The organism is Clostridium grantii DSM 8605 (assembly GCF_900129965.1).
In the GTDB taxonomy this organism is placed as follows: domain Bacteria; phylum Bacillota; class Clostridia; order Clostridiales; family Clostridiaceae; genus Clostridium_AF; species Clostridium_AF grantii.
On the sequence record NZ_FQXM01000003.1, the window covers coordinates 117,644 to 139,042 of the forward strand.

A 21,399-nucleotide genomic window follows, 5' to 3' on the forward strand; every position below is an offset into this window, starting at 1 on the left:
TATGAGTAAAAAAGTTTTAATTGTCGGTGGAGTTGCTGGCGGAGCTTCTGCTGCAGCAAGATTAAGAAGATTAGATGAACAAGCTGAAATTATATTATTTGAAAGAGGATCTTATATTTCCTTTGCTAATTGTGGATTACCTTATTATATTGGTGGAACTATTAAAGAAAGAGATAATCTATTAGTATCTACACCAAAAGATATGAAGGATAAATTTAACGTTGATGTTAGAATTGATAGTGAAGTTATAAAAGTAGACGCTGAGAAAAAAGAATTAACTATAAAATCTGGCGAAAAAACTTATACTGAAAATTATGATAGCTTAATACTATCACCTGGTGCTAAACCAATTAAGCCATCTATAGAAGGAATAGATGGAGAAAGAATATTTTCTCTTAGAAATATGGCTGATACAGATAAAATCAAAGCATATGTTACAGAAAACAAATTAAATTCTGCAGTAGTTATAGGTGGAGGATTCATAGGAATTGAAATGGCTGAGAATTTAGTAGAGCTAGGAATTAAAGTTTCTTTAGTAGAAGCTGCTCCTCATATTTTAGCTCCTTTTGATTCAGATATGGTAACTATTGCTGAAAAAGAAATGCAAGATAATGGTGTTTCTCTTCACTTAAATAGTAAAGTTTGTAAGTTTGAAGATATTGATGGTAAAACTCACTTAAGCTTAGAAGATGGTTCAACTATAAGCTCTGATATGGTTATCTTAGCTATTGGTGTTACTCCTGATGTAAACTTCTTAAACGACACTACTCTTGAGTTTGGGCCTAAAGGTCATATAATTGTTAATGAAAAAATGGAAACTAATTTAGAAAATATTTATGCTGTTGGTGATGCAGTTGAAATTATAGATTTTATAAACAAAAATAAAACAGCTATTCCTTTAGCTGGTCCTGCAAATAAACAAGGTAGAATTGCTGCAGATAATATTTCAGGACTCAACAAAACTTTTAAAGGTTCTCAGGGAACTTCTGTACTTAAAGTTTTTGATTTAACTTGTGCTAGTACTGGTAGCAATGAAAGAACTTTAACGACTTTAAACGTTCCTTTTAAAGTTATTTATGTTTTACCTCAAAGTCATGCTTCTTACTATCCTGGTGCTACCCCTATGACTTTAAAACTTATATTCAATATGGATGGAAAAGTTTTAGGAGCTCAAGGAATTGGTTATGATGGCGTTGATAAAAGAATTGATGATATAGCTGTGGTTATTAGACTGCAAGGAACTATTTATGATCTATCAGAATTAGAACTTGCTTATGCTCCTCCATACTCTTCTGCTAAGGACCCTGTTAATATGCTTGGTTTTTATGCTGAAAATATTATTGAGAAAAGATCAGAAGCCGTACTTCCAAGAGAAATTGATACCTTAGACCCTGAAAAAGTAGTTCTTCTAGACATTAGAACTGAATTAGAAGTTGAAGGTGGACAAATACCTAACTCTGTTCATATTCCTTTAGAACAATTAAGAGATAGAATTGATGAACTAGCACAATATAAAGACAAAGAATTATGGGCTTATTGTCAAGTAGGTCTTCGCGGATATATAGCTGAAAGAATATTAAAAGCAAATGGATTTAATGCGAAAAACATTACAGGAGGTTATAAAGTATATATGGCTGGTAAATTTGAACCTAATAATGATGTAAAAGAATCAAATATTCCTACACAAAATAAAATAGACACTAGCAATGTAGTTGTTAAAAATCTAGATGCTTGTGGCTTGAGCTGCCCTGGTCCATTGATGAAAGTTAAATCTTCTATGGATGAAATCAATTTAGGTGATCAACTTGTAGTAACAGCTTCTGACCCTGGCTTCTATGAAGATATAAAAGCTTGGTGTAAAAGAACAAATAATACTTTATTAAACATATATAAAGAAAAGGGAATTATAACTGCTACTCTTAAAAGAGGTACAGATGAAGCTGCTGTTTCACTTTCTAATAATTCTCTTGTAGAAGCTAAAGATAATAAGACTATGGTTGTATTTAGCGGTGATTTGGATAAAGCTATTGCTTCTTTTATAATAGCAAATGGTGCTGCTGCCATGGGTAAAAAAGTAACAATGTTCTTCACTTTCTGGGGTATTAATATTCTAAGAAAGAACGAAAATGTTTCTGTAAGCAAAAATATAGTTGAAAAAATGTTCGGAATGATGATGCCTAGAGGTAGTAAAAAACTTGGATTATCAAGAATGAACATGGGTGGCATGGGTGCAAAAATGATCCGTGGTATAATGAAACACCATAATGTAAGCTCTTTAGAAGAATTAATAGAAGCTGCTATAGATAGCGGTATAGAAATAGTTGCTTGCCAAATGTCTATGGACTTACTTGGATTAAAGCAAGATGAATTAATTGATGGAATAAAAATAGGTGGAGTTGGATATTACCTAGGTGAAGCAGAAGATTCTAATGTAAACTTATTTATTTAATTAATAAAAAAGAAAGTACACAGCAACCCAGCTAGGTACTTTCTTTTTTTATAATTTATCAATTCCACAAATTTTTTCTTATAGTTAAATTGAAATATATAAAGGATAAAATTAATAATAATGCACTTATAACTCCAAAAGCTATTAAAGGTACATTAAACACTCCTAAAAAAGTTGGGAATATAAGCACACCAAAATAATTATAAGTGATATGCACCACCATACTAAGCCATAAAGAATCTGTTTTCACATAAACATAAGCCATTATAAGTCCAAGTGCCACTGTATATAAGAATTGAAGAGGATTACCATGCATTACTCCAAATATTATTGCTTGAATTAAAGCTGCTATAACAACTGGCATTTCTTCTCTTAATCTATTAAATATAATTCCTCTAAATAAAATTTCTTCTAACATTGGTCCAAAAATCACTATTCCTAACATAGCTAACAAATCTTGTGATGAAGAGCTCAAACTTTCTGACACTTCTGCATAATCCGGAAAAATTTCCACCCCATATTGAATAAGCACTAATGATAAAGCTGTGGTAAATATTGCAATAAGTATAACTGGCGCTAATTGATTTAATTTAAATTTTTTAAATCTACAAAATTTAATTAAATCTTTGTTGAAAGCTTTAAAAATCATATAAGCCATGCCGAAAAATACCAACAAAATCAAAGGTGTTAATCTCATATTTAACAATTCCATCATTTGAATATTATCCATTATATCCATGCCCAAAAATACCAAAACAAATGAAGAAATAATAAGTACTGTAATAGAAACCACTAAAAATAAAGCTAAATAGGCTATTATTTCACCCACTAATTTAAGATATTTTACCATTATAAATCCCCCTCAGATGTGATTTAATTTAATAGAATTTACTAATATTTCCTTCCTTTAAATTTATATTCTGAAAATTGCTTATAATTACATTTAATTCATTTAATTTATTTAAATATTCACATTACCTTCTCTTATTTCATAAAATGTTATGAAAAATAATTTGCAAAGGTGAGTTTATGTTTTTTTACCCATTCTATAGAACAAGCAATAAAGCTTTTATAAGAATATTACATGCAAGTCCTGATGCTCCAGCTGTTGATATTTACGCCAATGATAAAATATTAGTAAAGGATTTAAGGTACAAACAATTTACAGAATACCTTCAAGTTACTTCTGACATGTATAATATTAAAGTTTATCCACGAGGCACTAAATCCAAGCCTGTAATAGATACAAATATTACTGTAAACCCTGAAAGCATAACTACTATTGTGGCTGTTGGCCAATTATCTAATATTCATCTTCTTCCAGTTAATGATGCCATATTACCAAGAAACCCCAATAAATCTTATGTAAGATTTGCTCACGTATCTCCTAATACACCAGCTGTTGATATCACTTTACCTGATGGCAGTGTTATTTTTAAAGATATTTCTTTTGAAGAAATTACTGAGTATGCTGAAATTACACCTGGAAAATACACCTTGCAAGCAAGACCTACAGGAACAAATTCAGTAGCATTAACCATTCCAAATATAATCACAAAACCAAATAGATTCTACACTATTTACGCAGTAGGACTTATTGGTGAAACTCCACCATTACAAGTTTTAATTCCTTTAGATGGAAATAGTTATATTGAATTCTAACAAATATGTGTAGGGGCGGGGTTACATGCCCGCCCTTTATATTTGACAATGAAACATCTCATTCAACCTTCAGTTCAAACTATACCACTATTAATTCTCTACACTTATTCCAATATCATCAATAGCAATGTATCCATAACTAGTTTTATTAAATATAAATTCAACCTTCTCCAACTTTTCTGGGTGAAAATATGAATTATTTTTTATAAATAATTCCATGTCAATTGAATAAGTTTGGAGTATAGGTTCCATATCTTCTCCATACTTTTCATCATCATAATGTTTTATCTTAGTGATTTTTGCTTTAAACAAAGGATTCATATGAAAGTAATCTGAAAATATAACTTCAGACTTATTTCCCTCTGTGTCTGTTAGTGCTATAGTGAAATCATTTTGAATAAAGTTTATTTCATCTTTATCATAATCACAAGCTGAAAAAATCAAATTATTTTCTTTGTTTATATTTAATTCTTCTCTAGCTTGCTCATCTAATAAGATACTATATTTTCCTTTATTATTATTCCACTTTATTAGTACTGCATTATTATCTCTAACATCACCATCTTTAAACTTTAAAGACCCCTCCATATAATTACTAAGATTAAAGGATTCAATACTTCCTTTTTTTAAAGAAGTGGTATTCACTCTTATATCTTCTTCATAATTGGTTATAAGTTTAAAAGTTGAATCTTCATATCTATTAAAATACATGGTTTCTGGAAGATATTCCGATACTACTCTATAATCTTTGAAAATTTCTTTATATTGCTTTTGATTTTTTAAAGTAGCATCTAAAAAACTTGATACATATAATTTTGCTATTTCTCTTTGCTTTTCTGCTTCAATAAGACTTTCCTTATTTACAAGTAGATTTTTAGGAAAACTCATATCTTCATCTCCCCAAACTTCATTAAATTGACCATGATTTGCTCCCCAAATATAAAGATATGATTTAAAATAATCTTTACCATCTGTAAATTTAACTCTATCATATACATTATTTCCCGAAAAATTTGATACATCACCATCATTTGATCCATGCAATACTAAATAATTCACATTTTCAAGCTCTACAGCTTTATTAGCTGGTTTAAATTGTTTATCTGTTGGCGCTATGGCAATAATACTTTTTATATTAAAATGAAAATCATATTTAATATTTGACCCTAAAGGATAATAGCCTAAATCATTAAAAACAGAAGCTAGTGCTACCGCTTCTCCTCCTCTTGAGTGCCCTATTAATGCAATATTGCTCATATCTACTTTATTATAAAATTCATTGTCTTTATCTTCATTTAACTGCTGCCATTGTTCAAGATGCTTTAAAATTATCCAAGCTCTTGCATCCATTTCCCCTCCAAGAGCACCTGTCCAACTTCCATTAAGAAAGTTCTCATCAATTGAAGCTACAATATATCCTTTAGAAGCTAGAAGTTGTCCTAAATATTCATAACCAAGCTCCGAATATTCTTCCATAGCATGATTTCCATGGGCTATGATCACTAAAGGAAATTTGCCCTCTTCTTCTGGATACCAAACTGTACCATTCAAAGGCATATTTTTATCATCAAATCCCCAATAAAAAGTTCTTAATTTTGATTTAATTCCTTTATATTTTTCTAAATAAGGAAAAGCATATACTTCTTTAGTTTCAATATCAACATTTTCCCCATAAATAACTCTTCTTTTATCCTTTCCACTTCCATAGTAAAGAGTATTAACTTTATATTCTCCCTTTTCTGCAGGATTTTTCGTAAATTTGTTCTTTACATTCAGGTTGTGTTTAAATTCTTGTGAATTAGTATAAGAATCCACTATATCATGCTGCCACCCTTTAAAACTGAAGAAATAAATCACACTTACATCCAAAAACATAAAAATTATTAACATTAATATTGTAACCTTTGATATATTTCTTTTCCAAGCTTTTGTTATAAATATGCCTAGTAAAAGTTGAATAAAAGAAAATACTATGGCTACAATAAGTAAAATATACTCCTCAATACTCAAATAATAATCCAATAAAATGTATGTGCCAATAATGGGCAATAAAAAAATCGCTATCTTAATAATTTTTATCTTTTTTATTAAAAATACTATTAATTTCAATAAATAATAAGCTATTACAATTGCTATCCAACCCAAAATTTCCAAAACCAATATATCAAGAATTCTTCCATATCCACTTAAAAAATTATACCCCACCCAAAATAAAATCATGGAATATAAAAAGCTTAAAAAAATCAAGGTTCCTTTCATTGTTCCATTAAAAGAATTACTGATTTTGCTTTTTATACTTTTCAATATTGTTTTTATAAATCCACTAAATTTAATAATCATTTTTCATCTCACCACCACCATTTATTATAAACTAATAAAAGGTAGGAAGACAAGTATACAGTTTTCAATTCACTGCCTACCTTCAAATAAGGATTTCTCTATGATAATAATTTAACTTATCAATTATATTGACATAAAATGCCCCTTGTTATATGATAAAAATATCTATGCACAGGGTTTATGATTTTATTAATATAAACTGTAAGCTGTAAACTAATTTATCGGGAGTGAAAAAAATGGTAACTAATGAAGTAAGAACTAGATTTGCCCCTAGTCCTACAGGCTATATGCATGTAGGTAATTTGAGAACTGCGCTTTATACTTATTTAATAGCTAAACATGATAACGGAAAATTTATTTTAAGAATAGAAGATACAGATCAAGAAAGATATGTAGAGGGTGCCGTTGACGTAATTTATAACACTTTAAATTTAACTGGACTACATCATGACGAAGGTCCAGATGTGGGCGGTGAAGTTGGCCCATATATACAAAGCGAAAGAAAAGGCATGTATATGGAACATGCTAAAAACCTTGTAGATAAAGGTGAAGCTTATTATTGTTTTTGTACAAAAGAAAGATTGGATGCTTTAAGAGCAGATGCAGAAGCTAGAAAAGTTACCCCTAAATATGATAAGCATTGTAAACACTTAAGCAAAGAAGAAATAGAAAAGAATTTAGCAGAAGGAAAGCCTTTTGTAATTAGACAAAATAATCCTACTGATGGAGAAACTGTTTTTGAAGATGAAATTTACGGAACTATAAGAGTTGATAACTCTGAATTAGATGATATGATTCTTATAAAAACTGACGGACTTCCAACTTATAACTTTGCTAACGTAGTAGATGACCATTTAATGGGCATTACTCATGTAGTTCGTGGTAATGAGTATTTATCTTCTTCACCAAAATATAATAGACTTTACAATGCTTTTGGATGGCCAGTACCTATCTACATACATTGCCCTCCAATAATGAAAGATTCTACTCAAAAATTAAGTAAAAGAAATGGAGACGCTTCTTTTGAAGATTTACTTAAAAAAGGATATTTAAAAGATGCTGTTATGAACTACATCGCTCTTTTAGGTTGGAACCCAGGAACAGACGAAGAAATATTTAGTTTAGAAGAATTAGTTGGAAAATTTGATTACCACAACATAAGTAAATCTCCAGCGATATTTGATACGGTAAAACTTACTTGGATGAATGGCGAGTATATAAAAGCTCTTTCACCAGAAAATTTTCATGAATTAGCATTAAAATACTATGAACAAGTATTTTCTCATGACAAAATGGATATTTTAGATTTAGAGTTCATTAGTAGCTTAATTCAAACAAGATTAGGCGTATTAACAGAAATACCTGATATGGTCCAAATGTTTAATGAATTACCAGAACACAATATATCTATATATGTTCATAAAAAAATGAAAACTAACTATGAGAATTCTTTAGAAGTATTAGAAAAAGCTCTTCCTATTTTACAAAACCTAGAACCATGGACTGTTGAATCCATTGAAAAAACTTGTATGGATTTAGTAGCAGAAATGGGCGTTAAAAATGGATTAGTTTTATGGCCACTTCGAACTGCTTTATCTGGTCAACCATCTTCTCCAGGTGGAGTTTATGAGATTGGTAAAATAGTTGGAAAAGAAGAATCCCTTAAAAGAATTAGAGTTGGAATTAATAAATTGAAGACAGAAGCGTAAAAAAAGGCCTAAGGGCCTTTTTTAGTTGACAGTGGAGAGTGGATAGTGGACAGTTAAAGTCAAAAAATCTTATACTCCGCACAATGTATTGTAATATCCCTATATTTAATTTTAGGGATTTTTTTAACCTGTGTTTTTAATAAAAAAAATAGTTTCTACTATCTTTTTATAATTTAATTTCCTCAAATCTTTTTAGGCGGTAGCCTTCTGGTATTTACAGATACCAAAATTAAAACATAGCCCAAAAGACAATGCTGACGTAATGAAAATTTGTTTATTTTTATTTATTCCAACAAAAGACATCTTCAGAAATACTTAAATATTTTAATATCTTTTTATGACTTTCACTTAGAGGCTTAGATAAAGAACGATATTTCTTTACATCAACCATTACTCCATTGGCTACGCCTATAACCATTTTAATCTGCTTTTTATCTTGTCTTTTTTGTTTACTTTGACCAAAGTCTATAGATATTACACCTTCTTTAAGTTCTTCTGTTTCATAAGTACCCCACATTACTTTTGAAGTTGTATCATAATTTATATTTGTTACTTCTATTCCATAATTAGCAAAGGCTTGAGAACTTAGTGATCCGAAAATTTTTCTTGGACCAGCTTCATAAAATGCATCTAAAAACTTGCCAAATCTATCATAATTAATTTGGCTTAAACTGATAGGATAGTGAAATATTCCTCCTAGATCTTTCTCTTTATAATATTCATTTAGTAAATATAGTGGATGATGATTATCGCAAATATTTACAATCATCATCTCAGCCATGATTCCATAAGGAATATCAGTGTTTCACCCCAAATTTTTTTCTAAATTCATGTTAAATATTTCAGGTAATTTCATCTGTTCACAAAGACCTACTATAAAATTCATTTTACCATGGTAGTACATTTCTAAGTTAACTGATAACAAATCATTTATATCCATAAGTTTACTCACCCTCATAAAGTATTTTATGAATATATTCGACAAAAAAGCTGACATTCATTTTTGTAAATTATTGTAGATGAGTTGCTTTTAAGTAAATAATTAGTTTTAAAATTCATTCAGCGCAATATGAGATAAAAGTGAAAAAAATATTCCTTAAGTTGATGTCTATGGGGTATGTTAACAAAATTGTGCTTTTGTTTACAATTTTGTTTTGCTATCAATCAATAAAATAGTTAGCAAATTGAATTACAAGATCTGTTTAGTAAGATGATGTGAATAAATTTCTGTGCTATAATATAAGAAAGAACTCATATGAATTAGAATGAATAAGTGAATAAAATTATGGCTAAAATTATATATATGTAGCTATCAAATAATAGGAAGTGAATATAGTATTATGAATAATAGTAAGTTTAATTTGGATAGTAATGAATATAATGATGATTTTATAATGTCACCTAAGGTGGACTTTGTATTTAAATTAATTTTTGGAGATGAAAAGAATAAAGATGTTTTAATTGCATTTTTAAGTGCTGTTTTGAGATTGCCAAAGGAAGAATTTAAAGGTATAGAATTATTAAATACAGAGCTATTAAGAGAGTTTAAAGAAGATAAAAAAGGAATTTTAGATATAAGAGTAAAGACAAAAAATAATGAGCATATTGATATAGAGATACAAATATTACCTACTGAATATATGGCAGAAAGAACATTATTTTATTGGTCAAAGATGTATAATAGTCAAGTTGTACCAGGTGATACTTATGACAAACTAAAAAAGTGTATCACTATAAATATTGTTGATTTTGAACGCATACCGTTAAATAAGATACACACAACATTTCATATTTTGGAAGATGAGACAGGATATAAATTAACTGATGTATTAGAGGTGCATTTTTTAGAATTACCAAAACTTGCCAAATTGAATAGTTTAAAAGATATAGATGACCCTATACTAGAATGGCTTGAATTTATAGATGCAAAGTCAAAGGAGGGAATGGAAATGTTAGCAGAAAGAAATGAAAACATTAAGGCAGCGTATGAAATATTACAAAGAGTAAGTAAAAGTAAAGAAGCAAGAAGAGCTTATGAATCTAGACAAGCAGAAATTATGGATCAGTTAACCAGAGAAAAAACAGCCAGAGAACAAGGTATAAGAGAAGGTATAAAAGAGGGTATAAAAGAAGGTATAATTAAAACGGCTAAACAGCTATTAATTATGGATATGGACCCAATGGCTATAGTTAAAGCAACAGGCTTGAGCGAAGAAGAAGTTGAAATGTTAAGAAAAAGTTTGCACTAAAGTCTAATCGAAAAGATAAATAGCAAACAAAAATCTCCTCTCGTTCCGCTCTAGGAAATTTTTGTAAGCACCTCTGGGGTGCAAAATTTTACAATGAAAATTCATTACAAGTATTAGAAAAAGCTCTTCCAATTTTACAACATTTAGAACTATGGACAGTAGAATCTATAGAAAAAACTTGTATGGATTTAGTAGCTGAAATGGGTGTTAAAAACGGACTAGTTTTATGGCCACTCAGAACTGCCTTATCTGGTCAACCATCTTCTCCAGGTGGAGTTTATGAGATCGGTAAAATAGTCGGAAAAGAAGAATCCCTTAAGAGAATTAGAGTTGGAATCAATAAATTGAAAACAGAAGCTTAAAAAAAGGCCTGAGGGCCTTTTTTTTGGTGGAAATCATATTAAATTACTCTAAATAATCAACGCCAAATACCATTGAAAAAATTTATCCCAGTATAATGCTAAAAGAAATGCTGCCAGTGCAATGTATGGACCAAAAGCGATGTAATCTTTTCTGCTTTTAATTTTACTTAAAATCAATATCATACCTATTATCCCTGCTAATAAAGCTGAAAAGAAGAAGGTAACTATGCTAAGTTTAAATCCTAAAAACAATCCACAGATACCTAAAATTTCAACATCTCCCCATCCCATACCATGGGTGGTTAATATTATTAAGGTTATAATACCTGCTCCAAAAGCCGCACCGTATATATATGTTAAAAATGGATTTCCTAAAAATACATTTATTAAAACAAAAATAATCCCTGTTATTAATCCAAATAAAGTAGTACTAAAATATACATCTGTAGTATTTAAATCAATAAAACCTACTATTATCAAATAACTAGCAAATACCAAGAATTTAATTGTTTCTATAGAATATCCAAACTCTTTATACACCAATACAAAAATTATCCCTGTAAGAATTTCAAATAAAGGATATTTTATTGAAATTTTATCTCCACAATACCTACACTTTCCCTTTAAAAATACCCAACTCAAAACTGGAAATAAATCCACAGCCTTCAGTTTTTTTCCACAGGAAGTACAATGTGATGGTGGATAAGCTATTGACTCCTGCCTTGGAATTCTATATATACATACATTAAAAAAACTTCCGAATACTAATCCATATATAAAAACGAATAAAAAATCCATATTTTTCTCCTATCATTAATCACTAAGATATTTATTTATAATCATTGCCCTTAATATCTTTAATATACAGTTTAGGTTTTTCTTCTATTACATACCTAATCCTTCTCTCTGATATTCTCATATCTAAATTTCCCTGTACTATTTCCATGGCTATTGTCAATTAATTTATCAAAATATTCATATATAGTTATTTTAGTTCACTGGAATTTTGTTATTCGCATCAAAATAATTGCTTATATTATTTAATTTTAATGTTGTATCTCCATCTATTGTACTAAATGTACCACCTGATATAATTACACCTTCAAACTTTTTTTTGGTAAACTTAATATTTTTTTTTGCTATCAATACTCCTTTAAATTCTTTATCGGAATTACCATTAGTTCCTAAAGTTATATTTCCCTCACTCACTATGATAATAGAATCTGATATGTCCTTATTATAAGTAAAACTGCAATCTACTTTACTATAAATTTTATCTCCATAACTTATGTTGATTGAACTACTATTATTAATTGTATACCCATTACTTACGTACCAAGATTCATCCTTTAATTCAATTTTATAATCCGGAAAATTAAATTGATAATTCTTATCAACTATTCCCGATACATTTTGTAACCTGTTGTTTGTGATTGTACTATTGCTATAATTTATAGTAGCACTTCCACCTAAATGCAAATCACCATCTAAATATCCATTATTATTTATTATCAAATTTCCCTTTACATATGTTTCTCCAAACAAGTATTTTCCTCCTGATATACTCAGGTTATTTTCAGTATAAACAGTTCCATAAAATTTCTTATTGTTGTTCAACTCTAAGTTACCTTTAACATAAATTTTACTGGCTTTAACTTCAGTTCCACCACTAATAATACTTGTGGAGTATAAATCTCCATTAATTACAATTGAATTACTGCCAGCATCAATTTGCTTACCATTAAAAGACATTGCTGTAGAGTAAAAAACTAAATTTTCTGGTAGTGAGCTATTTTCTTGTGATTCTTGTTGTGTATCATCTATACTTCCACTCACTCCACTAAAAGATATTCCCATTCTAAAATATAAACTAGTTTCAATAGTTTCTGTTATATCACCCATACCAGCAATAACTGTCACCTTTATGCCATCATCTTCATCAGATCCCTCAGGTACACTTACAACTATAGATTTAATATTTGATGCAATAATCCTAGTACCCTCTTTAAATTCATTATTCTCTAGTTTAAAACTATTTTTATCAAATTTAAAGATTGATGATGAATCTCCACTATATGATGTACTATTCAATGTAGCATTAGAAAATGCATTAATAACACTTTGCGCTGCATGTTGTAAATCTGCTTTATCTTCTACATTATTCAAGCTCTTATAATTAGACAAGAAAAAAGTAGAGGTTGTTCCCATAACAACACCTAAAATTCCAATAACTATTATTAGCTCTATTAAAGTTATGGCTTTTTTTCTACTTTTAATCAAATTATTCACCTTCTTTAAACTATTTAAAGATTTTTTCTGTTAATGCTACAGAAAATCCTTGTCCATTACCGATAATTTCAAAATTTCCAATGACAGTTTCATTGTTTTTATAAGTTGAAGTAACTACTATTTTTAAAGTGGTATTTATTTGTGAACTAATACTAATCTTTAAATCCCCATTATATAAATTGTCAAAATAGCTATTTGACTTATTGTTAAATTCAGTTTCTATCTTACTTTTTAAAGCATTTAAAGTAGTTCCACTCTCAACTTCACTGCTTAACTTTACTATTGCACCATAACTTTGATCAATACCACCTTCAGCAATATATCTGTCTGCATAACTGTCACTAACTTGCTTTCTAAGTTTAAAATTTGAAAAAGAATAACTAATAATTGCAGTTCCTATCAAACTTAAAACCATCAAAGCTATTAAAACCATTAATAAAGCTGATCCTTTTTTCTTAACCATATAATCACTTCCTAATTATAAATAGGTTTGTATCCTTCAAAGGTTTGATATACTTTACTTTCATCTTTTACTTCAACAATAATTTTATACATTGAAAAGCTCATATTTTGACCTGATTCTCCTGTGTTTCCAACGATCTTTTCATTACTATTCATTATACCATCACCATCTTTTATAACTGAAATAGTATTTGGTACTGTATAAAATATATATATCTTATCTGTACTATTATTATAATTTTGATTATTAAAAGTTACTTCAAAATTATGCACCGTATTATTAATAAAATTAATATTAACATCATACTTTGAATTCACTGGAATACTAATTGAAGTACTATTATTTTCAAAATTAATATTATCATTTTTATAAAATATCTTTATTTTATCACTATTCTTTATTTGATAGTTTATTGTCTTGTTATTATTTGATGCATACAATATATAATTGTTATTTTCACTTTTTACTTCAATATTTATAACATTTTCTTCTGGTATAGAGTTATTTGAGCCTTCATTAGCTAAAACTTCATATTTTGATAATTCAATAATTTTTTCAGTAACTGAAAATCCGTTTTCTTCATAAGGTCCAGTGATTCCAGAAGTAACATCTTTACTATTTTTTAAAAACTCAAATTTTTGTTGACCCAATGCCAAAGCCTGAATCTCATCCTCCGACTTCCCATTTATCTTAGCACTAGTTACCACTAAAGAAAAAACAGGAGTAATTATAATCCCAAGTAAAGCTATACTAATTATCAATTCTAGTAAAGTAACACCCTTAGATTTTCTCCTGTTTTTCATATTATATTTACACCTCTTTATTTTTAAAAATGATATTCCTGAAAGTTATGCACTTCATCATCATATATTCCGTATAATAAATATCCATCACTACAAACAACAACCATAATAGTACCATTTAATGATTTTAATCTTGCCGTGCTATTGGAGCTATTAAGAGGATAATAATCTTTTTTAATTTTCACATACTCCATAGTTTTAGTGGAATTAGAAGAAGTAACTATTGCAGCTCCCTCAAATGTGGTATTATTACTAGTACTGAAAATATCACTTTTATTAGATACACTATTAACTATAATCCCACTAATTTCATTTTTCAAAAAATCCCTCAAATCATTTTGCTTATTAGTAGTACCATATGAAACTGTTTTACCTTCTGCTTCAAGTAATGCAATTTGCTTTATAAAAGTTCCCTCATTAGCATTCAAAGTAGCTATTGATGCTGAATCTTTATAGTCATTAAACTTAGGAATGGCTATAGCACTAAGAATTCCTAGTATAGCAATAACAATTATTAATTCTATTAAAGTAAATCCTTTTTTTCTTTTTTTGTAAAAATTCACTTCCGTATGAGCCATATAAAACCACTCCCAATTTTTTACATCCCTTAGGTTGTATGTTATTCAAAAGGATTTTTCTTTCCGTACAAACTATTTATAGTCCAATTTTTATAATCATAATCCGTTTCATCATCTTTAAGCTTAGGAATAGCATAAAAATTTAAGTTTATACTTGCCGTTATTGTTTGGATAGTATATAAAACAACTGGATCTTCTGATGTGGTTCCATCACTATTTGTTATACCATCTGAACTTGTTGTATTATTACCACTATTTGTTCCATCTGAATTTGTTGTTGTGTTATAACTATTTGTTCCATCTTGGTTTGTTGCAGAGTCAGTAGACGTTGTGCCATTTTCAGTTGATGAATTACTTTTATCATCAATGCTGTCCCCACCACCCCCTCCAGCAGAGGTAACTTCTGTTTCAGTACTTATAATAGTGATATCTTTTATAAGTATTTTTTTACTATAATTATTGATATCATTTATAAAGTTCGTTATATCCTCATAACTACCTTCTAATTCTAAAGATATATTCATATTTTCAACAGAAAATGTATTCTCAACACTAGCTTCATTTTCTGAAACCGCTGCTCCACTAATATTAGATTCTTCCATTACTTCTTCTGTTCCAGTGCTTGCTGTACCTTCTGTTGATGTGCTATCTTCATTGGATTGACTTTCTTCAGTTGATTTTTCTTCAACAGTTACCCCATTTTGAATATTTGAGTATTGTTCTGCTAAATCCTTTAAAAGAAACTCTTGTGCTTCTTCTTCATTTGATAATGGCTGTAAAACCTCTACATTTGCAGAAGAAAAACTCATACTTGAAGACTTAAGATTATTATCATCTAAAAATGAATCCAAAATTAATATGATTTTTTCTTGATTCAAAGATGGGAAATAAGCTTTTACCGTTCCATCTATATTGGTTCCTATGGTTTCTATATTACTTTTTATTTCTTTGATTAAAGCTTCATCTTGACGTACTTGTTCAAGCTCTGCCAAATATATATCATTTGTTTCAGTTAACTCATTTATTTGGTTTCTTTGAGCTTGTAGCACTAATTTATAGTAGGCAAAAAATATTCCTATAATTAAAATAATAGCTATAATCAAAATTTTTATATTTATATTTTTAAATCTATTCATTATTGGAAACCTCCTTAAACATTGCTTCTACGTCAAAGGAAAATACTTCTTCTTCTGATGATATATTATTTATATGAATGCTTTCAAATAATCCAGTATCTTTCAAATTGTGTTGAAACTCAGCGATTGATTGCCTTGAAGTAGATGAAGCATTTAAATAAAGCGCTTCTCCATCAAGGTTTATATATTCTAAAGTTACCTCTCTAGGAATAGTATTATTTATGGATACCATTAATTCTTCATTAATATTATCCCCATTTTCAATAATCCCCTCAATACCCTCTAAAATATTATTATACTGCTCTAGAAGAGTTAAAATGCTTTGTTTTTCTCCAATTTCTTGCACCAATTCATCATAACTTTCATAATTCATAAGTTTTTCATTTATTTCGATGTCTTTTTCTAAATTTTTGATTAAAGCTAGATTAATTAAGAATACAGTAATCATAGCTATAACTACTGCAGAAATAACAATTGTTCCATTAATAATTTTAGTGTTCCTGCTTTTCTGCTTTTTTAATAAATAACCAAAAAAATTGAAATCCTTCATTAGATACACCCACTTACTTATCTGATAGTAGCACCAATTACATTTATAAACTTTTCGCTGTTTTTAATAAATTTTAAATCCGATGATTTTATATTTTTAATTTCCACTCTTGATACTGAGGCATTTAAAAACATTTCCATATATTCTGGTAACCCTATCATATTGGAAGTTCCACCATGGATATAAATTTGTTCTATTTTTTTACCTCTATTTTCATTAATATAATAGTCCAAAACCCTATCAATATCTTTTATCCATCTTTCTACTTCCACTTTCACCATATCTATAATATCAGCCACTGCAGAATCCAATTTATCTCTATTGGCCATTAAATTCATACGTTCAAGTTTGTAAACTTCTAGATTATTTCCATAACCCCTGATTTCTCCTGAAATAATATCATCTAAAAACTTACCGCCACCTGATATAATTCTTGAAAATTGAGTAAGCCCTTGAGATATAATGTTCACCTCAATATTTTTATACCCAATATCTATAACCACAAAAGTTTCCTCTGAAACTGAATTTTCTTTATTAATTTTTATATACTTCGTATTAAAAATCTTTTCTATACTATTAAAATTTAAATTCAAACTTTTAGGCCTAAGTTCTAACTCATGCATCAAATCCCAATAATCCTGGGCAATTTTTTTAGGAAATAAAATTATATTAACTGTGTTAAGAATTTCTTCATTAACCTGTTTTTCTCCCAAAATTTTATATTTTATTTCATAATCATCCACATTAACAGGTAATTGTTCCTCTATTTCATATTTTATCATAGTATCCATATCTTTAACATTACCTTTGGGCAAAAAAATATTTCTAACAATAACTCCACTACTTTTAATAGTTATATCAACCTTCTTAGCAGTAAATCTATTAGTATCCAAGGCAGACTTCAAAAGCCCTTCTAACTCTTCTTTATTCTCAATATTGCCATCCTTAACCATATCCTCATCCAAATCCAAAATAAAAGATCGACTAACCACTAACCCCTTACCCGAAGCCTTCATCTCAAGCATCTTAACACTCTTAGTCCCAAACTCCATAGATAAAACTTTACTACTAAATAAATTTCCCATACTTTCACCTCTTCATAAGGTAATTATAATATAAAGTAACACAATGCGCGAATGCGCATTGTGCTCAAATCTCACTTAATATTTTTCTATTTATACAGAGATGTTGTATCCCCTGTAGGATAAATTTTGTAAGTTGATGTCCCTTTAGCTGATACAGTTATATTTTTACTCGCATCAATCTCCACCAAAAATGTATACCCAGTATAAGCTTGTACTTCTGGAGTAGAGTTAAGTTCTGCAGTAACTAAAGTTGTTATATCAGTAGTACCTGTTGTTGGAATTGTAAATACAGCATTATTATTTGCGTACAATATAGCTGCCGTGTTTGCCATAGTCTTTGCAGTAGCTTTATCTGCACTTACTTTAGCACTTTCTTGATATCCACTAAATCTAGGAATAGCCACCGCTGCAAGAATACCTAAAATTGCAATAACAATAATTAACTCAATTAATGTAAAACCTTTTTTTGCATTATTTCTTTTCATAATAAATCCTCCCAATTGTTTTTTTATTTTTTTATCTAAAGTTGTGTTTCCACAAGATTATTCTGATATCAAACAAACTATCCACTATTCACTACTATATAGTGCTATACATATCAAACATCGGCAAAGCAATAGCAAGTACAATAAATCCCACAAGTCCACCCATAATAATTATCATCAATGGTTCTATCATTGTAACCATTCTACCTAGTCCATCTTCAACTTCTCTATCATAAAACTCTGCTGTTTTTTCTAAAATGTCATCTAATGAACCGGATTCTTCTCCTATGCTTACCATGGATACCATCATTGGTGGAAAGAACTTCATTCTTTCTAAAGAGTCCGATAAAGTTTCTCCTTTTATTACTTCATCTCTAGCATCCATTAATTTTTTTTGAATAAATTTATTTCCTAGCAATGAGGAAACAATTTCTATAGCATCTATCATAGTAACCCCACTAAATAAAGCAATTGATAAGTTTTGCGTAAATCTAGAGGTTATTATTTTTTTATTTAAGTTTTTAAATCCTGGGAAGTTTAATTTAATAGTTTCAATTACCCTTTCCCCTGTTTCAGTTTTTGAATACAAATTAGTTCCAACGATTAAACCAATAGTTCCTCCTATAAAAAGATACCAATAGGTTGTCATGGCTGAACTTAAATTAAGTAAAAACTGTGTTATTCCTGGTAGTTCCACTGAACTTCCTTCAAACATAGAGATAAATGTAGGTAGTATAAAAGTCATCATAAATATTACTACCCCTACAGCCGCCACTCCTAAAAACGCTGGGTAAACCATGGCAGATTTTACTTTAGAGTTAAGCTTATATTCTTTTTCATAGTGTTCAGTCATCTTGAAAAGAATTCTTGTAAGATTACCAGTTTCCTCTCCTGACTCAATCATATTTACTAATAATAAAGGGAAAGTCTTTGGAAATTTTCTCATAGAAGCTGATACAGTTGAACCCTTTTGAATATCATCATACACTCCATTTAAACTTTTCTGCAAAGTTTTATTCTCTGCTTGAGATTTAAGTATATTTACAGTATTTAAAATATTAGATCCTGCATTTAATAAGGTATAGAATTGTCTACACATTATTGAAATATCTTTTGAACTAACTTTATTAAAAATTGATGGTAATTCAATTTCTTTCTGCAAAACTATTTCTTTAACAGAAATAGGATAATAATTATTAGCTCTAATATTTTGAATTACTTCCTCTTTAGAAGAAGCTTCTATTTTGCCATCGATTTTTTCTCCACTTTTAGTAGATGCTTTATATTTATATAAGGCCATGTGAAACTCCTCTACAATAATGCTTGTCCTGTTTGAAATTATTATACTTTTATTCTACAACAAAAGCTACTTTATTTAATTCCTCAATGGAGGTTATCCCTTTTAAAACTAAATCAATACAAGCATATTTTAATGTTCTTATTCCATTCTCTTTATTTAATTTGTTTATAACCGACATATCAGCGCCTCTTTGAATAGCTTCTTTTATATTATCATTTATAGTCATCACTTCATAAATACCCGTTCTGCCTATAAATCCTGAAAAACCACAATGTTTACACCCAACTGGTTTAGAGATATGAACTTCTTCTTCAATACCTATCCCTAAAAGATTCTTTTCATAATCACTAGCTGCATATTCTTCTTTACATCTAGGGCATAACTTTTTTACCAATCTTTGAGCTACAACTCCTGAAATGGCAGAGGCAATTAAATAAGCATCAACTCCCATATCCATAAGTCTAACCACTGCTGATGCTGAGTCATTTGTATGAATTGTACTCAATACCAAATGTCCTGTAATAGCTGCTCTTACAGCAATTTGAGCAGTTTCTGTATCTCTTATCTCACCTATCATAACAATATCAGGGTCTTGTCTTAGTATAGACCTAAGACCTGCTGCAAAGTTAAGGCCCGCTTTGTTATTAACGTTAACTTGATTAATACCCTCCATCATATATTCTACAGGATCTTCCACCGTAACTATATTAATATCTGGCTTATTCAGTTCACTTAAAATAGTATACAAAGTTGTGGATTTACCACTACCTGTAGGACCAGTTACAAGAATAATTCCATAGGGACTTTTGATAATATTATCTAATTTTTTCATATCCCATTCAGACATACCTAATCTTTCTTTATTAAGAAGATCTACATTTTTTAACAAAATTCTTATAACTATTTTTTCTCCATGAACTGTAGGTAAAATTGATACCCTTAAATCTACTGATACCCCATCAAGTTTAGTTATTATCCTTCCATCCTGTGGTATTCTTCTTTCGGCTATATTTAATCCCGCCAAAATTTTAATTCTTGTAACTAAAGCTGCCAAATTTTCTCGAGAGGTTCTTAAAACTTCTCTAAGCGTTCCATCTACTCTGTATCTAATTTTAATGTATTTTTCATTAGGTTCAACATGAATATCACTGGCTTTTGCTTTAATTGCACTATCTATAATTGAATCAACCAATTTTACAACTGGTGCATTTTTTACATCTTCATTTTCTAGAGATAATACTTCTTCTGCTTGAATATTAACTTTTGATAGTTCTTCTGCCGCTTTTTCAACATATTCAGAAGAATAAAATTTCCCTATAGCAGTTTTAATTTCTTTCTCAGAAGATATTACCCCTTTTACTTCTAATCCTGTAACAAGATTGATATCATCAAAAGCAAATATATTCAAAGGGTCTGTCATTGCCACTAAAATAGCTGTTCCTTGAAGGGCAATAGGTATCATAACATATTTTTCTGCCATGCTTTGGGGAATCATTCTTATAGCTCTTTTATCTAAATCAATATCTTCTAAAAATACTCTTTCCATGTTTAATTGAACTTTTAATACTTCAATAATGTCATTTTCTGTTAAAATACCATCATTTATTAATTGTTCACCAAGTTTCATTCTTGATTCTCTTTGCTTTTTTAATTCTTCCATTAATTGTTGCTCAGAAATTTTACCACTTTGAACCAGTAAATCTCCTAATCTTTTTTTCCCTAATGATTTCATAAGAACATCCCTACTTACTAGAAAATAATGTACTACTAAATTATTACAAATTCTTCATTCTTCTATTTTATTCCTGTAATTAATTACAATTTAATTATACAATAAAGAATTTTTTTTTTCAACATATATAAATATGTAATTTTATGTTTTATTGTATTTTCTTTAATTTAAATATAGTTTTACTTTAAAACAATTCTAGTTTTTGTG

General features: G+C 29.1%; 19 protein-coding genes and 1 pseudogene. 5 read left to right on the forward strand and 15 right to left on the reverse strand.

The genetic code is table 11. From position 1 onward, the window contains the following. Window position 1: 1 nt before the first annotated feature. Complete coding sequence (locus BUB83_RS02610) at window positions 2-2,449, forward strand: DsrE/DsrF/DrsH-like family protein (RefSeq protein WP_073336726.1); 2,448 nt, start codon at window positions 2-4, stop codon at window positions 2,447-2,449. Window positions 2,450-2,507: 58 nt separating this feature from the next. Here BUB83_RS02610 and BUB83_RS02615 read toward each other — a convergent pair whose 3' ends face one another. Continuing rightward, window positions 2,508-3,299, reverse strand: coding sequence for a CPBP family intramembrane glutamic endopeptidase (locus tag BUB83_RS02615; RefSeq protein ID WP_073336728.1), 792 nt, complete (start codon window positions 3,297-3,299; stop codon window positions 2,508-2,510). A 179-nt stretch (window positions 3,300-3,478) separates the two neighbouring features. Between BUB83_RS02615 and BUB83_RS02620 the strand changes: the two genes are divergently transcribed. After that, a complete protein-coding gene (locus BUB83_RS02620) occupies window positions 3,479-4,111 on the forward strand; it encodes a DUF4397 domain-containing protein (protein WP_073336730.1) in 633 nt (210 codons plus the stop codon). Window positions 4,112-4,201: 90 nt separating this feature from the next. On the opposite strand, the gene BUB83_RS02625 is transcribed toward BUB83_RS02620, so the two are convergent. Then, entirely contained in the window at window positions 4,202-6,451 is a 2,250-nt protein-coding gene (locus tag BUB83_RS02625) for an alpha/beta hydrolase family protein (protein WP_073336732.1), read from the reverse strand. A 236-nt stretch (window positions 6,452-6,687) separates the two neighbouring features. Between BUB83_RS02625 and gltX the strand changes: the two genes are divergently transcribed. After that, window positions 6,688-8,160 carry a glutamate--tRNA ligase gene (gene gltX, locus BUB83_RS02630; protein ID WP_073336734.1) on the forward strand — a complete coding sequence of 491 codons (1,473 nt, stop codon included), beginning with the start codon at window positions 6,688-6,690 and terminating at the stop codon, window positions 8,158-8,160. A gap of 280 nt (window positions 8,161-8,440) precedes the next feature. On the opposite strand, the gene BUB83_RS02635 is transcribed toward gltX, so the two are convergent. Beyond that, window positions 8,441-8,956: a DUF4277 domain-containing protein gene (locus tag BUB83_RS02635; RefSeq protein WP_341465336.1), complete on the reverse strand. Its 516-nt coding sequence runs from the start codon at window positions 8,954-8,956 to the stop codon at window positions 8,441-8,443. 9 nt (window positions 8,957-8,965) lie between these two features. After that, complete coding sequence (locus BUB83_RS22645) at window positions 8,966-9,100, reverse strand: hypothetical protein (RefSeq protein ID WP_278336910.1); 135 nt, start codon at window positions 9,098-9,100, stop codon at window positions 8,966-8,968. Between the two features lie 400 nt (window positions 9,101-9,500). Between BUB83_RS22645 and BUB83_RS02640 the strand changes: the two genes are divergently transcribed. Together BUB83_RS02640 and BUB83_RS02645 are read left to right on the forward strand one after the other, a co-directional pair. Then, the gene (locus BUB83_RS02640) at window positions 9,501-10,409 is read left to right on the forward strand and encodes an Rpn family recombination-promoting nuclease/putative transposase (RefSeq protein WP_073336738.1); all 909 of its coding nucleotides are present in this window, start codon (window positions 9,501-9,503) and stop codon (window positions 10,407-10,409) included. A 95-nt stretch (window positions 10,410-10,504) separates the two neighbouring features. Beyond that, a pseudogene (locus BUB83_RS02645) lies at window positions 10,505-10,771 on the forward strand (glutamate--tRNA ligase); the annotation flags it as partial. Window positions 10,772-10,819: 48 nt separating this feature from the next. On the opposite strand, the gene BUB83_RS02650 reads toward BUB83_RS02645, so the two are convergent. The 11 genes from BUB83_RS02650 to BUB83_RS02700 form a co-directional block, all read right to left on the reverse strand. Continuing rightward, a complete protein-coding gene (locus tag BUB83_RS02650; protein WP_073336752.1) occupies window positions 10,820-11,569 on the reverse strand; it encodes a prepilin peptidase in 750 nt (249 codons plus the stop codon). Window positions 11,570-11,761: 192 nt separating this feature from the next. After that, a complete protein-coding gene (locus BUB83_RS02655; RefSeq protein WP_073336755.1) occupies window positions 11,762-13,051 on the reverse strand; it encodes a type II secretion system protein in 1,290 nt (429 codons plus the stop codon). Between the two features lie 19 nt (window positions 13,052-13,070). Next, entirely contained in the window at window positions 13,071-13,523 is a 453-nt protein-coding gene (locus BUB83_RS02660) for a hypothetical protein (protein WP_073336757.1), read from the reverse strand. 11 nt (window positions 13,524-13,534) lie between these two features. Continuing rightward, on the reverse strand, window positions 13,535-14,326 hold the full coding sequence (locus tag BUB83_RS02665; RefSeq protein ID WP_073336759.1) for a type II secretion system protein: 792 nt from the start codon (window positions 14,324-14,326) through the stop codon (window positions 13,535-13,537). A 23-nt stretch (window positions 14,327-14,349) separates the two neighbouring features. After that, a complete protein-coding gene (locus BUB83_RS22650; RefSeq protein ID WP_278336911.1) occupies window positions 14,350-14,904 on the reverse strand; it encodes a prepilin-type N-terminal cleavage/methylation domain-containing protein in 555 nt (184 codons plus the stop codon). A gap of 41 nt (window positions 14,905-14,945) precedes the next feature. After that, a complete protein-coding gene (locus tag BUB83_RS02675; protein WP_073336762.1) occupies window positions 14,946-16,040 on the reverse strand; it encodes a hypothetical protein in 1,095 nt (364 codons plus the stop codon). Continuing rightward, window positions 16,033-16,590, reverse strand: coding sequence for a PilN domain-containing protein (locus tag BUB83_RS02680; protein ID WP_073336764.1), 558 nt, complete (start codon window positions 16,588-16,590; stop codon window positions 16,033-16,035). Before BUB83_RS02680 ends, BUB83_RS02675 begins: the two co-directional genes overlap by 8 nt. 17 nt (window positions 16,591-16,607) lie before the next feature. Further along, window positions 16,608-17,675 carry a pilus assembly protein PilM gene (gene pilM / locus BUB83_RS02685; protein ID WP_073336766.1) on the reverse strand — a complete coding sequence of 356 codons (1,068 nt, stop codon included), beginning with the start codon at window positions 17,673-17,675 and terminating at the stop codon, window positions 16,608-16,610. 86 nt (window positions 17,676-17,761) lie between these two features. Continuing rightward, the gene (locus BUB83_RS22655; protein ID WP_073336768.1) at window positions 17,762-18,160 is read right to left on the reverse strand and encodes a type II secretion system protein; all 399 of its coding nucleotides are present in this window, start codon (window positions 18,158-18,160) and stop codon (window positions 17,762-17,764) included. Between the two features lie 94 nt (window positions 18,161-18,254). Then, window positions 18,255-19,460 carry a type II secretion system F family protein gene (locus BUB83_RS02695; RefSeq protein ID WP_073336770.1) on the reverse strand — a complete coding sequence of 402 codons (1,206 nt, stop codon included), beginning with the start codon at window positions 19,458-19,460 and terminating at the stop codon, window positions 18,255-18,257. A gap of 49 nt (window positions 19,461-19,509) precedes the next feature. Beyond that, window positions 19,510-21,192: a GspE/PulE family protein gene (locus BUB83_RS02700; RefSeq protein WP_073336772.1), complete on the reverse strand. Its 1,683-nt coding sequence runs from the start codon at window positions 21,190-21,192 to the stop codon at window positions 19,510-19,512. Window positions 21,193-21,399: the final 207 nt, after the last annotated feature.

Coding starts and splice junctions, on each gene's coding strand:
- BUB83_RS02610 (WP_073336726.1), top strand. CDS start 2: ATGAGTAAAAAAGTTTTAATTGTCGGTGGAGTTGCTGGCGGAGCTTCT.
- BUB83_RS02615 (WP_073336728.1), bottom strand. CDS start 3,299: ATGGTAAAATATCTTAAATTAGTGGGTGAAATAATAGCCTATTTAGCT.
- BUB83_RS02620 (WP_073336730.1), top strand. CDS start 3,479: ATGTTTTTTTACCCATTCTATAGAACAAGCAATAAAGCTTTTATAAGA.
- BUB83_RS02625 (WP_073336732.1), bottom strand. CDS start 6,451: ATGATTATTAAATTTAGTGGATTTATAAAAACAATATTGAAAAGTATA.
- gltX (WP_073336734.1), top strand. CDS start 6,688: ATGGTAACTAATGAAGTAAGAACTAGATTTGCCCCTAGTCCTACAGGC.
- BUB83_RS22645 (WP_278336910.1), bottom strand. CDS start 9,100: ATGGATATAAATGATTTGTTATCAGTTAACTTAGAAATGTACTACCAT.
- BUB83_RS02640 (WP_073336738.1), top strand. CDS start 9,501: ATGAATAATAGTAAGTTTAATTTGGATAGTAATGAATATAATGATGAT.
- BUB83_RS02650 (WP_073336752.1), bottom strand. CDS start 11,569: ATGGATTTTTTATTCGTTTTTATATATGGATTAGTATTCGGAAGTTTT.
- BUB83_RS02660 (WP_073336757.1), bottom strand. CDS start 13,523: ATGGTTAAGAAAAAAGGATCAGCTTTATTAATGGTTTTAATAGCTTTG.
- BUB83_RS02665 (WP_073336759.1), bottom strand. CDS start 14,326: ATGAAAAACAGGAGAAAATCTAAGGGTGTTACTTTACTAGAATTGATA.
- BUB83_RS22650 (WP_278336911.1), bottom strand. CDS start 14,904: ATGGCTCATACGGAAGTGAATTTTTACAAAAAAAGAAAAAAAGGATTT.
- BUB83_RS02675 (WP_073336762.1), bottom strand. CDS start 16,040: ATGAATAGATTTAAAAATATAAATATAAAAATTTTGATTATAGCTATT.
- BUB83_RS02680 (WP_073336764.1), bottom strand. CDS start 16,590: ATGAAGGATTTCAATTTTTTTGGTTATTTATTAAAAAAGCAGAAAAGC.
- pilM (WP_073336766.1), bottom strand. CDS start 17,675: ATGGGAAATTTATTTAGTAGTAAAGTTTTATCTATGGAGTTTGGGACT.
- BUB83_RS22655 (WP_073336768.1), bottom strand. CDS start 18,160: ATGAAAAGAAATAATGCAAAAAAAGGTTTTACATTAATTGAGTTAATT.
- BUB83_RS02695 (WP_073336770.1), bottom strand. CDS start 19,460: ATGGCCTTATATAAATATAAAGCATCTACTAAAAGTGGAGAAAAAATC.
- BUB83_RS02700 (WP_073336772.1), bottom strand. CDS start 21,192: ATGAAATCATTAGGGAAAAAAAGATTAGGAGATTTACTGGTTCAAAGT.